Raw genomic sequence first — 18,581 nt, forward strand, 5'->3', positions numbered from 1 at the left:
GCAACCCATCTATATCAGAAGATCATGGAAAAAAAACAAAAACTCTCCCGCAGGGATTCCCTGAAATTCATAGCACTCGGTTCCGTTGGAGCAGGACTTGCGCTGACCTCCACTGGTTGTGAACCCGAAAACAAAACCCCGGAACACAGCGAACACCAGCACGGGACGCAGCCAGAAGGCATGACCCTTTCACCGGAAGATCAGAAATTGATGGCAGAAAGGTTCTTCACAGAACACGAGTTTGCCACGGTAACCGTTTTGGCCAATCTGATCATCCCCGCCGACGACCGTTCAGGAAACGCACAGGATGCCGGAGTCCCCGATTTTATCGAATTTATGATGAAAGACCAGCCACATCAGCAGACACCGATCCGCGGCGGATTGCGCTGGCTGGATATAGAATCCCTTCACCGGTTTGAGAAAGCCTTTGTAGATTGCGACGAAACACAGCAAAAACAAATCCTCGATGACATCGCCTGGCCCGATTCGGCGCTGCCGGAGATGAGTCAGGGCGTGGCATTTTTCAATCGCTTCCGCGACCTCGTCGCTTCAGGTTTCTGGTCCAGCAAAACAGGCATCGCCGACATCCAGTATATCGGCAATGTCGGCAACGTATGGACCGGTGCCCCACAGGAGTGGCTCGACCGGCTGGGAGTGAGTTATGGTTAGAACCCCCTTTCCGCCCTGCCGATCCCCCTTTAAAGGGGATCTGGCGGAACCCTGGTGAAATGACAAATCGAAGATCCACTTTGGATGACAGATTCCAAAGGAAGGTTTAGGCGTAGCCTGGACTCCGGAGGAGTCATATGTCTGTAGCCATCCGGCGACCTATATTATTTTTCCCAACAATCCTCGCGCCGTACGGCGCAAATTTGGTGAACCCCCTTTCCGCCCTGCCGATCCCCCTTTAAATGGGGATCGGGCGGAAGCCTGGTGAAATGACAAATCGAAGATCCACTTTGGATGACAGATTCCAAAGGGAGGTTTAGGCGTAGCCTAGACTCCGGAGGAGTCATATGTCTGTAGCCATCCGGCGACCTATATTATTTTTTCCCACAATCCTCGCGCCGTACGGCGCAAATTTGGTGAACCCCCTTTCCGCCCTGCCGATCCCCCTTTAAATGGGGATCTGGCGGAACCCTGGTGAAATTCCAAATCGAAGATACCTTTGGTACACCCCGCAAGCGCAGGGATAAATCCCCGCGCTATTGATATTTGCAGCATTTTTCATGCGCAGCCTGATTGATCCCTGAGGGATCGAATGTACCTGAGGCATCTTCGATTTGTAGCCATTTCCAATTGTGTTTCTTTTCTTCAGGCATAGCCTGGACTTCCCGGAGGGGACCTATCGGCCGGAGGAGTCATATGTCTGTAGCCATCCGGCGACCCATATTATTTTTTCCCAAACTCCTCGCGCCGTATGGCGCGTTGTGTCAGCCGGGGCTTCGAGCCTCCTCAGCCACCGGTAGAAATTGCGCTGCATCGCGCATTTTGCAGACCCTACACAAAAAAAATCGTATATTAGAGAACTAGTTTGATTCAATTATGAGCGCAACGCAACTATTAGAAAAATATCAATCTCTCCCACAACACCTGAAGCAGGCAGTGGATCTGTATATTGATTTTTTGGCTCAAATGACCACTGATGACAAGCCTGGTGCAGATATGGTAATCCAGCGGGCTAAATCACCGGATGCTAGTTCGATTTTTAATCTGACAGCAAAAAACCCACTCAATCTCAAAGAAATTCGCAGAAAAGCCTGGAAAAGATGATTTTGTGTGATAGCAATGTGATTCCTGATGCACTCATCGCTGCCACTGCAATTCGGCATAACCTGATGCTTTATACGGATAACATAAAAGATTTTCAATTTATTAAAGGCTTACGTCTTTGGGTTCCTGAACGGAATTAGGTATTTAGCACCTATTCCATTTTTTCACTCCTCGCGCCGTACGGCGCCCTATATTAGCCGGGGCTTCGAGCCTCCTCAGCCACCGGCAGCGGGCTTTCGGCGCAACCATTTTACATTTCCCCATTTTTAATTATATTTGTTCAAAGGAAAAATAATGGAAACAACCCCTGTTTTGATTTTTGAAGAACTGGCCCAATTTCTCGCTACACTTTCGCCCCGAAAGGTGCTGGCTTTTCAAACTTCAAAAAAGTCGCAGGAACGAGTAACTTATTTACTGAACAAAAATAAGGAAGGGGGACTTTCTACCGAGGAAAACCGTGAAATGGAACAATACATGCTCATCGAACACATTGTTCAACTTGCAAAAGCCAAATCTCTCCTGCGCCTTGCAAAACCATGAGTTCTCACATTTCCAAACTAATCCGAAAACTCGTAATTGAACGCGCCGGAAACCGTTGCGAATATTGCCGTATCCCACAAGCCATCACCAATTACGATTTTCATATTGAACATATTATTGGCATTCAGCACGGAGGTGAAAATTCCCTTGAAAATCTGGCATGGTGTTGTGCTTTTTGTAATTGGAAAAAAGGCCCGAATATTGCCACAATTCTCGATGGAGAGAAGCAAATCATTCCATTGTTTAATCCCCGTTCACAAAAATGGTTTGATCATTTTGAGACACGTGGAGGACACATTACTGCCAAAACAGATATAGGCAAGGCAACGATCAAATTGCTGGAATTTAACCTTCCCGAAAGAATTGAAATCAGGGATGTTCTGACCCAGGCCGGTTATTATCCTTGATCACCCCTCAGACACAGGGATGGAGCGCAGGGATAAATCCCCGCGCTATTGATATTTGAAGCATTTTTCAGGCGAAGCCCAACCGCGAAGCGTCGAAGATCCCATTAAGGGAGTGATATTATTATAGCCATAGGTGGCCCATTCTATTATATTCCCCTCATCTCCTCGCGCCGCAGCGCGCATTTTGCTGGAAACATTTGAGGGGCTGACCTACGGCTACAAACATGTGACCTCTCCGAGGTCTTGCCTGACGGCAAATGATCATAGCCATTTCCAATTAGTGTCTCTTTTCTTCAGGCATAGCCTGGACTCCGGAGGAGTCATATGTCTGTAGCCATCCGGCGACCTATATTATTTTTTCCCAACATCTCTGCGCGCCGTACGGCGCCCTATGTTAGCCGGGGCTTCGAGCCTCCTCAGCCACCGGCAGGGGGCCTTCGGCCTGACCATCCGGTGGGTGAGGCTCTCGAACCCCGGTGGGTGAGGCTCCCAAGCAGGGGCCTTCGGCTCGAACCCCGGTGGTTGAGCGGAGTCGAAGCCCCGGTTTCATCACACCCCCAGCAAATCCAGCGCAGCCGGGGATAATCGCGCGCGGGTTTCTGGGCGTATATAGCGTGACTGATCGACCTGCTGCGGCTGGTCCCTGCGACAAAAGTAACTGTGGATCGACCGCCGGTGTTTATCCGTCGTATTGGTTGTGCCGCCATGCCATGCGTGGCTGTTGAAAATTACCACGGTGCCGGCCGGTGCGTGGATGATCAATTCGTCGGGGTGGGGCGCCAGCGGATCTTCCAGATCCTCCTGTGGTAAAATGGGCAAAAGATGGGTGCCGGGCACAATCCTTGTCGCGCCATTCTGGGCGGAGAAATCGTCCAGCAGCCAGATCGAATTGCAGACCTTATAGTCTCCCGGCTCAACTGCTTCGTGCCAGTCGGCATGCAATTTTTGTAAACCTGCACCTGGTTTGGCGGCACGGTAGTTTAGGGACGAGAGTTTGATCTCTTCTCCCAAAACATGGGCAACCGCAGCCAGCACCCGTGGATGTGTATAAAAGATGTCAAACAGTGGATCTTTATTTACCAAATCGGCCAGACGGTCTGCACCGGCTTCCTTCGGGTGGCGGATATAAGGCGAATCGAGGAGCTCCGCCCCGGCGGACTCTCCTTCGCTGTCCATCAGGGACTGAATCCGCTGGTTAATTGCTGCAACCTGTTCATTAGTCAAAATCTGGCCTAACGGGAGATACCCGTTTTCATCCAGAAATTTTTTCTCTTCCGGAGAAAGGATTTCCGGCTTTACCCCCAGTTGTTGTAGTGCTTCCTTCATGTTTTTATCGGTTCTTAAGTTCGCGAATGGTTGTTCCAAAACGTGAGAAAATGGTCCCGGATTCCGGGTGTTTTCCTTCATACACCTTCCATTCTCCCGCGACGATGGTTCCCAGCAAAAATGTGGAATCTCCGGCATATATCAAGGTGGAAAGCAGATTTTCCGGATGGGAATTTTCGATCAATGGATGACGCTCGTCTATCACTACTGCATCAAAGGGTTTCCCTGTCTGAAAATATCCGGAAGGATTTTCGCCCATGGCTTTCCGCCCGTTTGTCCATACCTGGCGAAATCCGTAAGTACCGCTGTCTGTCTGGTCGGGGGAATGAAATATGTTGCGGCGATGGTGATAGATTCGCTGCCCGTAGTCCAATATTCGCAGCTCTTCCATGGGACTCAGCCCGATATGGCTGTCTGTTCCGATCGACCATTTTCCTCCCGACTGCTGAAACTCCACAAGTGAAAATCTGCCGTCACCCAGATTTCCTTCGGTGGAAGGACAAAGCACAACCTGCGCCCCGGATTGGGTGATACCCATAATTTCAGATTCGGTGAGGTGCGTGGCATGCACCAGGTGAAACCGGTCGGTAAGTCCGGCATTTTCTATCAGCCATTCAACCGGACGTTTTCCACAATAAGCCAGACAATCGGCGACTTCTTTCAGTTGTTCGGCCACATGCACATGAAAGGGCAAGTGCTGATCCGTTTCTCCAATGGTGCGGAGAATATCCTCAAATTTCACCGCACGAAGGGAATGTACCCCCACACCCAAAGATGCTTTTTCATAAAACTTCAGCGACCTGGCGGAGGCCTCCACCAGCCGAAAATAATCTTCTGTAGCCGGAGAAATAAACCGCCGCTGGCCGTGATTGGCAGGCAAACCAAATCCTCCCTGCTGATAAAACATCGGGATCAGCGTAATGCGGATTCCGGCGGTTTGTGCAGCGGAAACCAGCCTTTCGCCCAACTCAGACAGGTTATCATAGGGCGAGCCATCTTTGTCATGGTGTACGTAGTGAAATTCTGCGACAGCGGTATAACCCTGCCGGAGCATTTCTGCATACAACATCGCTGCGACCGCTTCCATTTGGTCCGGATTCATGCTTAGTGCGAGCTGATACATATTTTCCCGCCACGACCAAAAATCATCTGACTGTACGTGTCTTTCCGCAATCCCTGCCATCGCGTATTGAAAAGCATGGGAATGGGCATTTTGAAAACCCGGCAGTGCATATCCGGCTACTTTTTCTGTGGCTGAAGTTTCCCCAGGTGCAACATTTCCCGCATACAATATATTGCCCTCAGCATCCAGTTGCACGTACCCGGGGGTAATCCAGCCGGTATCAGTCAATAGGCCGGCAAATTCATATACCTTCATGGTTGAGTTTTTCGAGGGTAAGGATCAGGCTGGTAAATAAACTTTTGAGGTGGTTTTGCATGATCGCAGCGCGTTCGGGGTGATAGTGGGTCTCCGAATCGTCCATATACAAATCTTTGCTTCGCTCCAGCTGTAAGGCATGAACGCCATTTTGCGGCTGTCCAAAAAATCTTGTGATCTGACCACCTTTAAACAGAGTGTTGTGCATGGGCGAGTAAGGCCCGGAAGAAAGGATTTCCCATGCAGTACGGATCAATTCCGGGTGGGCAGAGGTTTGATCATTGTCGCCGAGGATCAGGTCGGGAAATGGAGAAGCGTAAATAGAGGGCACCCGCCGCCGGATAGAATGCGCATCATACAGCAAAACATGCTGAAAATCTTCGCGAAAACCTGCTAAAATTTCCTGAATCTTTGAATGATAGGGGTGATAATACTGCGTTAGCCGGCGTTGAACTTCCTGCGCGTCCGGAGGAGTATTTTGATAAATATTTTTCCCGAAAAAAGTCTTATCCGGTGTCAAACCCGTGATGGCTCTGCCATCGTCGTATAAAGGTTTGCTGTCAGGATCCCGGTTGAGATCTATCACCCAGCGGGAATAATTTGCAAAAATCAGGGTAATGCCCATTTGTGGAACAAAATCATACAACTGCTGAAGAAACCAGTCGGTATCGTCAGGCGCATCGATTTGTTCCTGTACATACATATCCCGGATATCATCAGGAAAATCTGTCCCACAATGGGGAATGCTCACCAGCACCGGCACCTTTTTGCCAATAGGCTCAACGATTGTAAACACCATATTTTTTACTTTTCAGACAGGACATTCCGGCCATTTTTCCAAACCATCACAGGTTTCATTTTACCCTGAAAATACATAACATCCCGATAATCGCGGGCAGGAAAAGCAATCATGTCGGCAATTTTTCCCGGCTGAAGCACCCCGCGGTCCGGCAAACCCAAAGCCATGGCCGCCCGGGTGGTGATTCCGGCCAGTGTTTCGGCGACAGAAAGTTTTTCGGCAGCCCCCATGACCGCAGCCTGCATCAGCAGATCCCCCATCGGGGCACTTCCGGGATTCCAGTCGGAGGCAATGGCCAGACAAGCGCCGGCATCGAGCAATTTACGCGCCGGGGCAAAAGGCATACCTAATCCCAAAGAAGCACCCGGCAAAACTACCGCCACGCAGGAGGAGGAACCGATCATCGCAATTTCCCGTTCGCCGCTGGCTTCCAGATGATCGAGACTTCTCGCGCCTAGTTTTACGCCCAGCTCACTTGCCCCTGTAGAAAACTGATCGGCATGAATGGTGATTTCAAATCCCATTCGCTGCGCTTCCCGGAGAAAAGGCTCGGCAGCCGCCACAGGAAAAGCCGTCTCCTCAATAAAAATATCCACCCGCCGGGTTAGGTTTCTGGCCTGAATCTTCGGCAGGAGATCAGCAAGAATCATGTGCAAATAGGCCGACTCATCACCCGCAAAATCTTTCGGTTTGATATGCGCCGCCAGACAGGTAGAAATGGTATCAATTTTTTCCATTTCCCCCACCGCAGCGATAACTTCCAGCATTTTCAGTTCATCGGCAACACTCAACCCATACCCACTTTTTACCTCCACGGTAGTAATTCCATCGGCCAGCAATCTTCGGGCACGGATACGGGTTTCTTCCAGGAGATGGTCTTTGTCAGCAGCACGCGTATGGCTTACAGAAGTCCAGATTCCGCCTCCGGCGGCAGCAATTTCCAGGTAAGATTTCCCGGCAACGCGCATTGCGTAATCATTGACCCGCGATCCGGCATAGCAGATATGCGTATGCGCATCAATCAAACCCGGCATCAACACCTTGTCCCCTGAAACTATTTCCCGCGAAATTCCCGGAAACGAGGAAAGTTTCTCCCAGGTATCTATGGCGGCAATTTTTCCATCTTCCACCACCACTCCGCCTTCTACAATGATCGGCAACTGCTCATCGGCAACAGGTCCTTTCCCCGGCAAATGCGTCATGGGTATGATCTGCCGGAAAGGACCAATCAGTCGTTTTTCCATATTTCAGGATTAAAGATTTAAGTCAAATGCATCTGCGACAGCCTGCGCTTCGGCATAACCGGCATCTTTATGCCGAAAAACACCCATTGCGGGATCGTTAAACAAAACCCTGCGCAAACACCGGTCGGCCCGATCGGTGCCGTCAGCTACCACCACCATGCCGGCATGCTGGGAGTACCCCATCCCTACCCCACCGCCGTGGTGAAAAGAAACCCAGGTTGCCCCTCCCGAAGTATTGGCCATCAGGTTGAGCAATGGCCAGTCAGAAACGGCATCCGAACCGTCGAGCATGCCTTCCGTTTCCCGGTTGGGCGATGCCACCGAACCGCAATCCAGGTGGTCGCGGCCAATGACAATGGGCGCTTTCACCTTACCGGTCCGAACCAGATCATTAAAAATCAATCCTGCTTTTTCCCTTTCTCCCAGACCCAGCCAACAGATACGGCAGGGAATACCCTGAAAAGCCACTTTCTGACGCGCCTCCCGCAGCCAGTTGATCATATGGATATTTTCCGGAAAAGCTTCAATCAGCGCTTCATCCGTGGTGTAAATATCTTCAGGATCCCCGCTCAATGCCGCCCAGCGAAAAGGCCCTTTTCCTTCACAAAATAGGGGGCGAATATATTCCGGTACGAATCCGTGAAAGTTAAAAGCGTTGGCTTCCCCACCCTGCCGGGCAAATTCGCGGAGATTATTGCCATAGTCGAAGGTTTTACTTCCGCGTTTCTGCATTTCCAGCATAAATCCGACGTGCCGGGCCATGCTTTGAAGAGAGCGGGTTTTATATTGTTCAGGATCCGCTTCGCGGAGTTGGGCAGCCTCTGCCAGTGACATTCCATTGGGAATGTAGCCATGTACGGGATCATGGGCAGAAGTCTGGTCTGTAAGAATATCGGGGATTATATTGTCGTGGAGCAATTTTTCGAGCATATCGCCCGCATCGGACACCAGTCCGATGGAAATCGCCTCACCTTTGTCGCGGGCTGCGAGGGCCCAGTCCCGGGCCTCTTCATACGATGAAGTCATCCGGTCGATATAGCGGGTTTTCAGCCGCTTCTGAATCCGGGCGGGGTCCACGTCTGCGCCAAGGAAGGTCGCACCAGCCATGGTAGCCGCAAGGGGTTGTGCGCCGCCCATGCCGCCGAGTCCGGCAGTAACCAGCAACTTATTGCGGAGACTTCCGCCAAAATGTTTCTGGCCGCAGGCTACAAAGGTTTCGTACGTTCCCTGAAGGATTCCCTGTGTGCCGATATAAATCCAGCTGCCGGCTGTCATTTGCCCATACATCATCAGACCACGGGCTTTCAGCGATTCAAAGTGTTCCCAGGTTGCCCAGGCAGGTACCAGATTGCTGTTGGCGATGAGCACACGGGGCGCTTCGGGGTGGGTACGCACAACGCCGACGGGTTTGCCCGATTGCACCAGCAAGCTCTCGTCATCTTCCAGGCGGAGCAGGAGTTCGATTATGCGGCGGGCTTCCTTTTCATTTCGGGCAGCCTGCCCGGTTCCGCCATAAACCACCAGCCGGGAAGGATCTTCCGCCACTTCGGCATCGAGGTTATTGAGAAACATGCGCAGCGGGGCTTCTGTTTGCCAGGAACGGGCATGCAGTGTATTGCCGGCAGGGGCTTTGTAGTGAGGATGCGAAGCGTAAGCTTGCAGAAACTGTTCGAGGTAAGATTGCGTTATTGTAGCCATAGTCGATGATATTCAAACAGGCAATATGACTCAGATTGCCGTCTTTTTCAAATTGTCCATTCAATTTGTGGGAATTCTTTAACTTTAGGATATGAATCTGCGATTAATTTTTGCCACTTTTTTCTTTTTTCTCTCTGCATCGGGGCATATTCTGGGGCAGAAAAAACCGGAAGGTTGGGAATGCCGGCTCTCTGGAAATGATTCGGTCATGACTGTTTTTCTCGATATTCATGATCCCATCATTTGCGACCAGGTGCTGATCACAGGCCTTACCCTTTGGATCGCGCCGGACGGCAAAAAAAAGGCCATCAGAGGCATTCATTATCCACTGGGTTTGCCCGAAGATGCGCGCACCAATGATCCCGGCGTTTTACTGGAACAGCGAAGTAATATTCACAATGCCTTTCCGGATTTGCCCGGAGAGATGCGGCATCTGGAGTTAGTCAATTTTTACGGCGAAGGAGAATACACCTGGGGCGAAAACCAAAATCCGGGAAGTATTCAGACGACCATTCAGGCAGGGAAAAACAAAACCCTTCACTACCAGGCACTCATTCCGGTCGAACTGATATTTGGCAAACAAGCCGAACTGTACCGGGAGGGGAGAGAAAAACACTTTACGCTGGGATTCGAAACAGGCAAACTCGGAAGGCCACTCATCCGCGGTGATATGGGTGTAGGGATGGGAATGGGAAGTCAGGCAACCGTAACAGGCAGTTATGACCGACTGATGCAGAATATGCTGGAGGATTATCGCGCATTTACCGTACCAGCCGCATTTGAGCTAAAAAAACAGCAGTTGCCCGCAACGGATAAATAATTTAAGCCGACGGGAATAAACCCCTGCAAACCAGTGTCTAACCAACAAAACCGAGAACGTTGTTGATATTGGCAACTGTACCAGATACCGAACTGATCGAAAGATCCCGAAACGGCGACCAGTCAGCTTTTCGCTTGCTGGTAGAGAGATATGAACGGCAGGTAGCGGGAACAGTGATCGGTATGATGGGAAATACAGAAGAAGCCGAAGATGTGGGACAGGAAGTGTTCATTCGATTTTTCCGGTCAATGGACAATTTCAGGGGAGATTCTGCGCTGGGAACCTACCTGACAAGAATCGCCATCAACCTCTCACTCAACGCCATAAAAAAGAGGAAAAGAAAACAAATATTTAACTTTTTCTCTACAGAAGATAAAGCGCCGGTGTTTCAGATTCCGGATACAGGACAGACACGGGAGCAGGTAGAAACCCAGGAACTGGTACAGAAAGCCCTGTTGGATCTGGATAAAGATTTTCGGGCGGTATTGGTTCTCCGTATGATTGAGGGATATTCCTCACAGGAAACGGCGGATATGCTCGGACTTCCTTTAGGCACGGTGCTTTCCAGGTTGTCCAGGGCACAAAAAAAACTGAAAGAGATTTTAGAAAATACGTATGGGGTTCATTTACGGGAAGCCCTTTAAGTCAACAGAGTTATGGAAAGGAAATTATATCAACTCTTGCTTCGCACTCAGGAAGAAAGCCCTTCCGAAGAAGAAAAACAGCTATTGGAACAATCATTTCAATTTCAGCCTTTTTTCTCCTCCCGGGTAATGGCACGTCTGGAAAAAGCATACAAAGAAGAGCGGGAATGGCTTCCGGGACTTACGTTTGCCTTTAGCCGGGTGGCTTTACCCGTACTTGCCGCGACAATTGTATTTTTGGCCGTAATTGTATTCAAAGATCAGACGGTTTCTTTGGATACGCTTATTGGCACCTCCGAAATTAGTGTAGAAGATATTGTGGGAAATGTTTTTGTCAGCCTTTAATGCCGATCTTATGTACACCAGAATAAAGCCAATTGCCATTATCCTCCTTACGCTGGCTATCGGGTTTGCGGCCGGATTTATCAGCAGTGGGTGGATTGTAAAAAAGCGCTTCGAGAATATGCGCAAAATCATGGATGACAAAGCCTATTTCGAAAACTTTTTCTCCGAAATGGCCAATGCAGATCCGGAACAAATGAATAAAATCAGACCAATCCTGGAAACTTATCATCAGGAGGTACAGGCATCGCAAAAGGTATTCTTTTCCCAAATGCGTGAGCGGTCTGATAGTCTTAGACTTCAGCTAAAACCCTATCTGAGTGAAGACCAGATTGAAAAAGTGATTCAGGCAATGCATTTCCGGGGAAGAAAAAGAAAACATCAAAGACCGGAAGGATTTCCACCACCCGGAGGACCGCCCAGGCCCGAATAATAATTTCAAAATAATCCCTATTTTTACGGGATATTTTTAAAGAAATGCGATTAAATTTTCTATTTCTCTACACGCTGTGTTTGCTGATTCCTCAAGTTTGGGGACAAGGAACGGAAGATACGGCGACCAGTGATCTATTTAGGAATGAGGTTCCCCTTCGCATTCAGCTCGACTTTGATCAGAAAAAATTTATGTCTGAGCGATTTAAAGACGAGTACCAGCCAGCTTCTATCACGCTTTATTCCGGGAATGGCGATTCCCTCTCTGGTGATATCCGGATCAAAGCAAGGGGAGAGTTTCGCCGCAGGTTTTGCCAGCTACCTCCCTTAAAGCTCAACTTTAAAGAATCTGGGTTTTCTGACCCCTCCTTTGAAGGAGTCTCATCGCTCAAGCTGGTTACGATCTGCAAATATCAACCTTTATACCAGGAATATATTTTCAGAGAATATACGCTCTACCAGCTATACAACCTGCTTTCCCCCATGAGTTTCCATGCCCGCCTGGTAGATATGACTTTTACCGATAGTGAAAAAAAAAGGAAACCACTGAAAAGGTATGGATTTCTTATTGAGGATATTGACGATGTAGGCAAAAGAACCCATTCTTTTGAACTGGAACCCGAACGGGTCACTTCTGCCATGATCAACCGCAAACACCTGATCATGGTGGCTGTTTTTCAATATATGATCGGAAACTGCGACTGGTACGTGCCCAATCTTCATAATCTGAAGCTACTGAAGTCCAATGACTTTTCACAGGAAACGCCCTATCCGGTTCCCTATGACTTTGACTATTCCGGCATGGTCAATGCGGCTTATGCCATCCCACCCGATGGCCTGGGAATTACCGATGTAAAGGACAGGATTTACCGGGGGCCCTGCTTCACCAATTCGGAAGGCGAAGAAGTGTTTGACCTCTTCCATGAGAAAAAAGATCAAATGATCCAGCTCTATAAAGATTCTCCCTGGCTAGACGAAACCTCTAAAAAAATATCCATCGATTACCTCAATGATTTTTATCAAATCATTGAAAACCCAACCCTCGTCAGAAATAAAATTCTGAACACCTGCAAGGGTTAATTGTCAAACTCTGGCTGTTTTTTGGTCAATGTGGCCTGAAAAGCCTTAGCCAGATCTTCAGACAACAGCATCGCAGCATTCCAAACCGCCATATACCGAAGGCTTTCATCGACCGAATGATCGCGTGCATACAATAACATTTCCTTCGTGCCCCGAATGGAAAGGGGAGATTTTGCGGCAATCTGACCCGCGATTTCCATAACCCCTTCGAGCATTTTTTCCTGATCGGCAAATACATTATTCACCAAACCCACCGACCTTGCTTCCTGTCCATACATTTTACGACCGGTATAAGCCATTTCCCTTGCGACACCGTCCGGGATAATTTTAGGCAGCCGCTGCAATGTTCCCAGATCAGCGACCATTCCCATATCAATTTCACGAATCGTAAAATAGGCATCTTCCGTTACATAACGCATATCACAAGCAGAGATAATATCGACGCCTGCACCGATACAGCCGTTGTGAATGGCTGCCAGTACGGGCTTGCGGCATGCTTCCAGCGCGTTGATGGGAGCCTGAAGCCCCAGAATAATCTGATGGAGCTTTTCCCGCTTCCGACCTTCACAGTTATCGCCGCTGATTCGCCCGACATCCATCAGCAGGGTCAGATCAATCCCTGAACAAAAATGTTTTCCCTCTCCACTCAATACCACTACCCGCACTTCGGGATTATTATCCAAGGAGGAAAAAAGTGCTTTCATCTCATCCCATGCCTGCTGGTTGAGTGCATTGGCTTTTTCAGGACGGTTGAACCGTACATGTGCAATATGATTTTCGATGGATAGGGCAAAGGTTTCGTACATAAAATTATTGATTAGGGTCACAGTTCTGCAGGGCTGCCTCCACTTCCTGAAAATTCACTTCCGGCAGCCTGGGGTACCACTTTTTCTGAATATAGCCAATAACTGCGGTGATTTCGGCAGGAGACAATAAAATATTCCCCGGCATCGGGCGGTTATAGTCAACCCCATTTACCTTGATAGGGGTGTTTAATCCATTTCTGATAATACAGGCCATATTTAAGCCATTTGTGACAAAATAATCAGCTTGTCGCAACGGCGGAATCAATTGACGAAGTCCCTCGCCTTCCGCCATATGGCAACTGGCACAGTGCATCTGATAGATTTTTTGACCGGCGGTTCCCTGTCCGGAAAAACTCCGGTACATCAGCAATCCGCCAATCACCAGTAAAGGCCAGCCCAGCCAGAGAATTGTTTTTATTTTATTACTCCGTAGGTTCATTCAACAACAGACGGATATCCGCAATCAACTGAGTTACCGCTTCTTCTTTTGTCCCATCATAATAACCACGAATACGACGGGAAGGATCTACCAGAATAAAATGGCCACCATGGATAAAACCACCAGGTTCCTGGTCATCTTCAGCAACAGATACCAGATATTCATCGGCAATTCCATAAATGGCGTCTTTATCACCGGTGAGTAAATGCCATTTGGCAGTTTGAATTCCCAGACGCACAGCATAATCCTTTAAAACGGCAACCGAATCATATCCGGGATCAATGGTGTGGGAAAGCAGAACAACCGAGTCATTATCGATAAAAGCATCGTGAATCCGTATCATTTGTGCCTTCATCTTGGGACAAATGGTAGGACAACTGGTGAAGAAAAAATCAGCCACATATAGCTTACCGGCTGTCGTTTGCGGAGTGATTGTATTTCCATCCTGATCAGTGAAAGCAAAATCGGGGATGGTATGATACAAAGTATCGCCAGCAGGCCCCACCTCCCGAAATCCCAGGATGGGCAATTTCTTCCCGGTTGGCGCACAACTTACCACCAAAGGAGCTAAAATACTTATTATCAAATACTTAACCCAATTCTTCCCAACCATAACTTTCATGATCCATTGGTATACTTACTGTAACAAAAGCTCTGCGGCCTGGATGCCTTCGTTCATGGCCTGTTGCACTTCCAGCACCCTTTCTTTTTCTTTTTCAAGATAGGCAGTGGCCTTTTCGACATCACTTTCACCGGGATCTTCAAAATTGCGCATCCAGTTCATCATACTTTCGTCGGCTTTTTCAAGCAACTGCATAGCTGCTTCAATTTTGGTGCGCATCTCCATATCCGGTGCACTGTCTCCCAAAGTTTCGGTTTTTTCAGCTAATGATTTTTTCAGGTCATACAATTTGCTCATTTGAGGCATGACTTCATCGTGTACAGCCATTACTTCGCCCATGAGTTTTGCAACGGGGCTGTCAGTGTTTTCGGAAGAATGGTTGTGACCAGTTTTTACAGAACAAGCGGCAAGGGAGACAATCAGTACAACAACTGAAGAAAATACTCTGATATTCATAACGATTGGTTTTTTTCGACTCCAAAGTTACACAATCATTATACTATTGCACAATCAATTTGCGGAAACCTGACTGGTTTCCTGCGGTTATTTTCACGAGATAGATACCTGCTGAAAGTCCAGAAATATTTACCTTCGATTCCTTCCCCTGCGTTTGACTGCGAATCAGTTGTCTGCCTGCCATATCGGTTATTTCTACCAAAAAACCCGTTGGTTTTCCCTGGTTCACCACAATACGCACTTCTTTATCCGCAGGATTTGGGAAAATGCGAAAAGAGACTTTGTCTATTTCTGATTTAATATCTGTAGTCCATACGGGTACCACGAGATGCGGATTGTCTAAAGCATCGCAGCCCCCCTGTCCTTCTGCCGAAGACACACAGGCAGTGTTTGTCAGGTTAATTTCCGGGCCATTGCTGATAAGTAAATCATCGATCCACCAGCCGGTCTGATAGGTATTGTCATCGGATACAAATCGAAAGCGAATAAACACAGGCTCACCGGCATAACTGCTCAGATCAATTTTGGTGCGTATATACCCTTTGCTGTTTCCGCTGAAAGCAGGCCGAGCGCCGGCAGGATTATTTGTACCCACCTTCGAATTATACCCATTCTCTATCATCAGGGGGCCCAGATCTTTCCATTGACCGGAGGAAACCGTTGGCAAAATCTCCACCAATCCCCCATCCCACTCGGTTTCGGTATCAAATGAATGCCAAAAAGAAAGGATGGGTTTCCCATTCAGTACAAGGGAAGGCATCATCAGGATCTGATCATTTACAGCCGGCGCATTGGGCACAAACCAGGCATGAGTTGCGCTCCTCGGGTTAGCCGTGTCCTTTACAAATCCATTGGTTCCAGTCTGTGAAATTGTTGTATAAGTATGCACATTTTCTTCCAACTCATCTTCAAAAACCATTGCACTTTCGGGGAAAGTATTGACAACGGTCGCCTGAAAACTACAAGTAAAAGCCTGTCCGGAAGAAAGATTCCCGACGGGTATTTCAACCATATTTCCAGAAACTGCACCCGAACAACTGAGCGAACCCGGAACCATTACCAGCCCTGCCTGCAGGGTGTCGGTAATCCGCACATCTGTCTGGTTACCGTCTGTCTGGTTGCGAACCGTCAGGGTATAGGTGATGGTATCTTTTTTTGAGACTTTTTCGCGGTCAGTTGTTTTCTCAATGGCCAGAATCGGCGCACATTGCGGAGGAAGATTAAATGCCTCCACACCATCACTGCGATCATTTGGACTTCCCTGAACCGCGCTATACCCTAATCCGCGGCGTGCAAAGGTCTTCCAGATCAGGCATTCATTGGTTCCACCGTTTTCAAGTGCATCTGCCAGCAAAATAGCGTCGCGCACATCTGCAAAACCAGGACTGCACGGCTGAAGCCGCAATCCTTCCATCACCAGACGCATGGCCATATTATTCCCTCCCTGTCCGTAATAAATATCCGGATCATATCCGTACATATCCACCAGATTCCAGTAAAGATCCCATAGCATCGTCGCCATTACAAACCCTACCCCGTGAGGGATGGAAAGGGTCTTTATATCATTGTAGGTAGCGGGGTTTTTGCTCATGTCGGTTGTGTACGGATAAGGACGCAACCCAGCTCCTGTGGGGCTCTGTCCACTGACAAAGGTGCCGATCGGGCGTGATTCTGCAGACTGGGAATTGGCAGTTGTCGTCATCACCAGCGCAAACCAGTCGCTCCAGCCTTCTCCGGCTTGCTCCTCATTGGACAAACAGGAGACGTTAGACGGGCCACCAGTCATGCGATTAGAGATTCCATGCGCGTATTCGTGAGCGATGACGCCGTTATCAAAATCACCGTCAATAATGCCGGTATTGTTGAGCATATCAAATCCCAATATTGTACCGGTCAGTGACAAAGCCGTATTGAGTTGAAGCCGGATCATATCCCCATCGGCCTGACTGATCATAATGGAGGGAATCGTCACGTTGGCAAGGTTGCCGCTGGTCCACATCGCTTCCGGAGGTCCGGCAACATTATTGATTACAATTGCCGCAATAGCACCGGCAGCCTGAACACGCAACACTTTTGTAACAAAGTCGCAGTTTCCGCGATCGATCACCGCAATTTTTCCACTGACAGCGGCGACATTCACAATCGGGGCACATGCCCGGGTGGTATTGGCCGTGTCGACGGCGATGATCATTTGCCCGCTTACCGGGGTGTCGTGAAGCAAAGCCGGACCAAAAGAAGCAGATTTTGCCTGATACCGCACCGTCACAGAACCCGGAATAGAAACACTGAGTGTGTCAAAGCCATTACCCCAGAGAAACATCTGCATCCGGGGGCGTATACTGTCAGGCGGGGTAGCAAAATTGGCATTGTTGCGACCGGATCCATCCTGCGCTTCAGCACGCACATAATCGGCTCCTTTTCCCCCCCGGCCATAATTATTTTCCTGAAAATTTCCGCTACCCTCATCAAATCCGTAAAGGTACCAGATATCGTGCATCAGGTTGTTCCAGTAAAACAAATTGGTAATTGCCGCATTTGTACCGGCACCGGGAGGAAGTGTCAAATTCAAAGGGAAGTCAAAATCGAGTGCCGGCCCTCCGTCTGCGCTCAGTCCCACGCTATTATTTCCGTCATGGTCTTCATAGGAAAATACATTATTTCCGCGGGTAAGCGTAAAATCATTACCCGGCATTCCGTCGGTATCATGCCAGCCGTATGGAGAAGCGATCGGTTCTGAAGGATCAAAAACATAGGATCTCGGCCCGACGGACGGGCTTTCAAGGGGAATCGGAAATACGCGGTATTCATTCGCGCCGTGAACAGAACCACCTTCGCCCCAGTGAGGATTTACCACACATTGAGACACCCAGTCAGCGGTTTTGACAATAGCCCCGGTTTCGGCATCCACCCAAATATCCCACCAGTGATCCCCTGCTAATGTATAAATCTGCAGATTCCACGTAAGCATCACCCGGGTTTGCGATTCAGAAGCCAGATAGACGAGATTTACAGAAATGGGCTCCTGAGAAATGCCTCCGTCAGAAAAAACCGATTTTCCGGAAATGCCCGTAGGCGGAGAAAGCATTTTTAACGGTTGTGCAACCGGCGCGCCGGAAGCCAGTGCAGCAAAATGAATGGCTTGTTCAGCCGAAATCACAGGTGAGGACAGATTGATCCGGCTACTTAGAGCCGGAAGAAAATGAATCTGTGCGCTGAATATTTTTTCTTCACCCGAAAAAACGATCGATGATTCTGTCCCATTTACCCCTATTCCTTCATGGATTTGCCTGAAATAGAGATAAGTAACGCCTTTTTCTACCGAAGTATAACTATCGGTAACGTCCAAAAATGAAACATCGGCCAGTGTCAGGTTCCACTTTAACCGATTTTTTTCCAGATATTTGCGCGCAGCGTCAGGAAAATTCCCGGCAAACAGACCTTGCAGGGAAAGCAGAAAAGTCAGAGATACAGAGATTAAGTATTTCATTATGCAAAATAAATATATTCCGGTTAGTTGCGCGCTATATGACCAGCTCGAATTACTGGCGATGCGCAAAACCCGCATTCAGTTGGGCTATGAATCTGAGCATATGCTGAGCTTCACAGAAGGCGTCATTCAGGATCTATATACAGATGAAGACCATGTAGAATTTCTAAAATTCACCGATGGTCAGGTCATACGGCTCGACAAACTGAAAGTCCTGAATGGAGAACCCGTTCCCAACTACTGTTGAAGAACCAGTTTTTTTCTCATTTGTTACAACCCAAACGGCAA

Annotated in this window: 20 protein-coding genes; 10 read left to right on the forward strand and 10 right to left on the reverse strand. The window is 48.7% G+C overall.

Features of this window, described 5'->3' with window-relative positions:
* Nucleotides 1-24 precede the first annotated feature (24 nt).
* The 4 genes from R3D00_17710 (at nucleotide 25) to R3D00_17725 (ending at nucleotide 2,720) form a co-directional block, all read left to right on the forward strand.
* A complete protein-coding gene (locus R3D00_17710) occupies nucleotides 25-669 on the forward strand; it encodes a gluconate 2-dehydrogenase subunit 3 family protein (protein ID MEZ4775025.1) in 645 nt (214 codons plus the stop codon).
* A gap of 876 nt (nucleotides 670-1,545) precedes the next feature.
* Nucleotides 1,546-1,773 (forward strand): hypothetical protein, encoded by a 228-nt coding sequence (locus R3D00_17715; protein MEZ4775026.1) that lies wholly within the window; start codon nucleotides 1,546-1,548, stop codon nucleotides 1,771-1,773.
* Between the two features lie 294 nt (nucleotides 1,774-2,067).
* Nucleotides 2,068-2,313, forward strand: a complete 246-nt coding sequence (locus tag R3D00_17720; GenBank protein MEZ4775027.1) for a hypothetical protein — start codon at nucleotides 2,068-2,070, stop codon at nucleotides 2,311-2,313.
* A complete protein-coding gene (locus R3D00_17725) occupies nucleotides 2,310-2,720 on the forward strand; it encodes an HNH endonuclease signature motif containing protein (protein ID MEZ4775028.1) in 411 nt (136 codons plus the stop codon). The genes R3D00_17720 and R3D00_17725 overlap by 4 nt, the downstream gene beginning before the upstream one ends.
* Nucleotides 2,721-3,269: 549 nt before the next feature.
* Here the strand turns inward: R3D00_17725 and R3D00_17730 are convergent.
* The 5 genes from R3D00_17730 to hutU are packed head-to-tail and all read right to left on the reverse strand — an operon-like array spanning nucleotide 3,270 to nucleotide 9,165.
* Nucleotides 3,270-4,046, reverse strand: a complete 777-nt coding sequence (locus R3D00_17730; protein MEZ4775029.1) for a phytanoyl-CoA dioxygenase family protein — start codon at nucleotides 4,044-4,046, stop codon at nucleotides 3,270-3,272.
* Between the two features lie 4 nt (nucleotides 4,047-4,050).
* Complete coding sequence (gene hutF, locus R3D00_17735; GenBank protein ID MEZ4775030.1) at nucleotides 4,051-5,424, reverse strand: formimidoylglutamate deiminase; 1,374 nt, start codon at nucleotides 5,422-5,424, stop codon at nucleotides 4,051-4,053.
* Nucleotides 5,411-6,223: an N-formylglutamate amidohydrolase gene (locus R3D00_17740; protein ID MEZ4775031.1), complete on the reverse strand. Its 813-nt coding sequence runs from the start codon at nucleotides 6,221-6,223 to the stop codon at nucleotides 5,411-5,413. Before R3D00_17740 ends, hutF begins: the two co-directional genes overlap by 14 nt.
* A 5-nt stretch (nucleotides 6,224-6,228) precedes the next feature.
* Nucleotides 6,229-7,467, reverse strand: a complete 1,239-nt coding sequence (gene hutI / locus R3D00_17745; GenBank protein MEZ4775032.1) for an imidazolonepropionase — start codon at nucleotides 7,465-7,467, stop codon at nucleotides 6,229-6,231.
* Between the two features lie 9 nt (nucleotides 7,468-7,476).
* Nucleotides 7,477-9,165, reverse strand: coding sequence for a urocanate hydratase (gene hutU / locus R3D00_17750; protein MEZ4775033.1), 1,689 nt, complete (start codon nucleotides 9,163-9,165; stop codon nucleotides 7,477-7,479).
* A gap of 91 nt (nucleotides 9,166-9,256) precedes the next feature.
* On the opposite strand from hutU, the gene R3D00_17755 reads away from it, so the two are divergent.
* The 5 genes from R3D00_17755 (at nucleotide 9,257) to R3D00_17775 (ending at nucleotide 12,483) form a co-directional block, all read left to right on the forward strand.
* Entirely contained in the window at nucleotides 9,257-9,985 is a 729-nt protein-coding gene (locus R3D00_17755) for a hypothetical protein (GenBank protein ID MEZ4775034.1), read from the forward strand.
* Nucleotides 9,986-10,053: 68 nt separating this feature from the next.
* Nucleotides 10,054-10,629: an RNA polymerase sigma factor gene (locus R3D00_17760; protein MEZ4775035.1), complete on the forward strand. Its 576-nt coding sequence runs from the start codon at nucleotides 10,054-10,056 to the stop codon at nucleotides 10,627-10,629.
* A gap of 12 nt (nucleotides 10,630-10,641) precedes the next feature.
* Nucleotides 10,642-10,974, forward strand: coding sequence for a hypothetical protein (locus tag R3D00_17765; protein ID MEZ4775036.1), 333 nt, complete (start codon nucleotides 10,642-10,644; stop codon nucleotides 10,972-10,974).
* 10 nt (nucleotides 10,975-10,984) lie between these two features.
* On the forward strand, nucleotides 10,985-11,404 hold the full coding sequence (locus R3D00_17770; protein MEZ4775037.1) for a hypothetical protein: 420 nt from the start codon (nucleotides 10,985-10,987) through the stop codon (nucleotides 11,402-11,404).
* Nucleotides 11,405-11,448: 44 nt separating this feature from the next.
* A complete protein-coding gene (locus R3D00_17775; GenBank protein MEZ4775038.1) occupies nucleotides 11,449-12,483 on the forward strand; it encodes a hypothetical protein in 1,035 nt (344 codons plus the stop codon).
* On the opposite strand, the gene R3D00_17780 is transcribed toward R3D00_17775, so the two are convergent.
* The 5 genes from R3D00_17780 to R3D00_17800 all read right to left on the reverse strand — a co-directional run bounded on the left by R3D00_17780 (nucleotide 12,480) and on the right by R3D00_17800 (nucleotide 18,293).
* The gene (locus R3D00_17780) at nucleotides 12,480-13,289 is read right to left on the reverse strand and encodes a crotonase/enoyl-CoA hydratase family protein (GenBank protein ID MEZ4775039.1); all 810 of its coding nucleotides are present in this window, start codon (nucleotides 13,287-13,289) and stop codon (nucleotides 12,480-12,482) included. The genes R3D00_17775 and R3D00_17780 overlap by 4 nt on opposite strands.
* 4 nt (nucleotides 13,290-13,293) lie before the next feature.
* Nucleotides 13,294-13,728 carry a cytochrome c gene (locus R3D00_17785; GenBank protein ID MEZ4775040.1) on the reverse strand — a complete coding sequence of 145 codons (435 nt, stop codon included), beginning with the start codon at nucleotides 13,726-13,728 and terminating at the stop codon, nucleotides 13,294-13,296.
* A complete protein-coding gene (locus R3D00_17790; GenBank protein MEZ4775041.1) occupies nucleotides 13,712-14,257 on the reverse strand; it encodes an SCO family protein in 546 nt (181 codons plus the stop codon). The genes R3D00_17785 and R3D00_17790 overlap by 17 nt, the downstream gene beginning before the upstream one ends.
* Nucleotides 14,258-14,365: 108 nt before the next feature.
* Complete coding sequence (locus R3D00_17795; GenBank protein MEZ4775042.1) at nucleotides 14,366-14,806, reverse strand: hypothetical protein; 441 nt, start codon at nucleotides 14,804-14,806, stop codon at nucleotides 14,366-14,368.
* Between the two features lie 43 nt (nucleotides 14,807-14,849).
* Nucleotides 14,850-18,293: a M36 family metallopeptidase gene (locus R3D00_17800; protein MEZ4775043.1), complete on the reverse strand. Its 3,444-nt coding sequence runs from the start codon at nucleotides 18,291-18,293 to the stop codon at nucleotides 14,850-14,852.
* Between the two features lies 1 nt (nucleotide 18,294).
* Here R3D00_17800 and R3D00_17805 point away from each other — a divergent pair, with 1 nt between their 5' ends.
* A complete protein-coding gene (locus R3D00_17805) occupies nucleotides 18,295-18,540 on the forward strand; it encodes a hypothetical protein (GenBank protein MEZ4775044.1) in 246 nt (81 codons plus the stop codon).
* Nucleotides 18,541-18,581: the final 41 nt, after the last annotated feature.

The sequence above is a fragment of the Bacteroidia bacterium genome (assembly GCA_041391665.1).
In the GTDB taxonomy this organism is placed as follows: Bacteria; Bacteroidota; Bacteroidia; order J057; family J057; genus JAGQVA01.

Bases quoted from the DNA above. Each gene is read 5' to 3' on its own strand.
- R3D00_17715 (MEZ4775026.1), top strand. From the start codon at position 1,546: ATGAGCGCAACGCAACTATTAGAAAAATATCAATCTCTCCCACAACAC.
- R3D00_17785 (MEZ4775040.1), bottom strand. From the start codon at position 13,728: ATGAACCTACGGAGTAATAAAATAAAAACAATTCTCTGGCTGGGCTGG.
- R3D00_17795 (MEZ4775042.1), bottom strand. From the start codon at position 14,806: ATGAATATCAGAGTATTTTCTTCAGTTGTTGTACTGATTGTCTCCCTT.
- R3D00_17765 (MEZ4775036.1), top strand. From the start codon at position 10,642: ATGGAAAGGAAATTATATCAACTCTTGCTTCGCACTCAGGAAGAAAGC.
- R3D00_17780 (MEZ4775039.1), bottom strand. From the start codon at position 13,289: ATGTACGAAACCTTTGCCCTATCCATCGAAAATCATATTGCACATGTA.
- R3D00_17775 (MEZ4775038.1), top strand. From the start codon at position 11,449: ATGCGATTAAATTTTCTATTTCTCTACACGCTGTGTTTGCTGATTCCT.
- R3D00_17730 (MEZ4775029.1), bottom strand. From the start codon at position 4,046: ATGAAGGAAGCACTACAACAACTGGGGGTAAAGCCGGAAATCCTTTCT.
- R3D00_17770 (MEZ4775037.1), top strand. From the start codon at position 10,985: ATGTACACCAGAATAAAGCCAATTGCCATTATCCTCCTTACGCTGGCT.
- R3D00_17805 (MEZ4775044.1), top strand. From the start codon at position 18,295: ATGCAAAATAAATATATTCCGGTTAGTTGCGCGCTATATGACCAGCTC.
- R3D00_17740 (MEZ4775031.1), bottom strand. From the start codon at position 6,223: ATGGTGTTTACAATCGTTGAGCCTATTGGCAAAAAGGTGCCGGTGCTG.
- R3D00_17710 (MEZ4775025.1), top strand. From the start codon at position 25: ATGGAAAAAAAACAAAAACTCTCCCGCAGGGATTCCCTGAAATTCATA.
- R3D00_17800 (MEZ4775043.1), bottom strand. From the start codon at position 18,293: ATGAAATACTTAATCTCTGTATCTCTGACTTTTCTGCTTTCCCTGCAA.
- R3D00_17720 (MEZ4775027.1), top strand. From the start codon at position 2,068: ATGGAAACAACCCCTGTTTTGATTTTTGAAGAACTGGCCCAATTTCTC.
- hutF (MEZ4775030.1), bottom strand. From the start codon at position 5,424: ATGAAGGTATATGAATTTGCCGGCCTATTGACTGATACCGGCTGGATT.
- R3D00_17755 (MEZ4775034.1), top strand. From the start codon at position 9,257: ATGAATCTGCGATTAATTTTTGCCACTTTTTTCTTTTTTCTCTCTGCA.
- hutI (MEZ4775032.1), bottom strand. From the start codon at position 7,467: ATGGAAAAACGACTGATTGGTCCTTTCCGGCAGATCATACCCATGACG.
- hutU (MEZ4775033.1), bottom strand. From the start codon at position 9,165: ATGGCTACAATAACGCAATCTTACCTCGAACAGTTTCTGCAAGCTTAC.
- R3D00_17725 (MEZ4775028.1), top strand. From the start codon at position 2,310: ATGAGTTCTCACATTTCCAAACTAATCCGAAAACTCGTAATTGAACGC.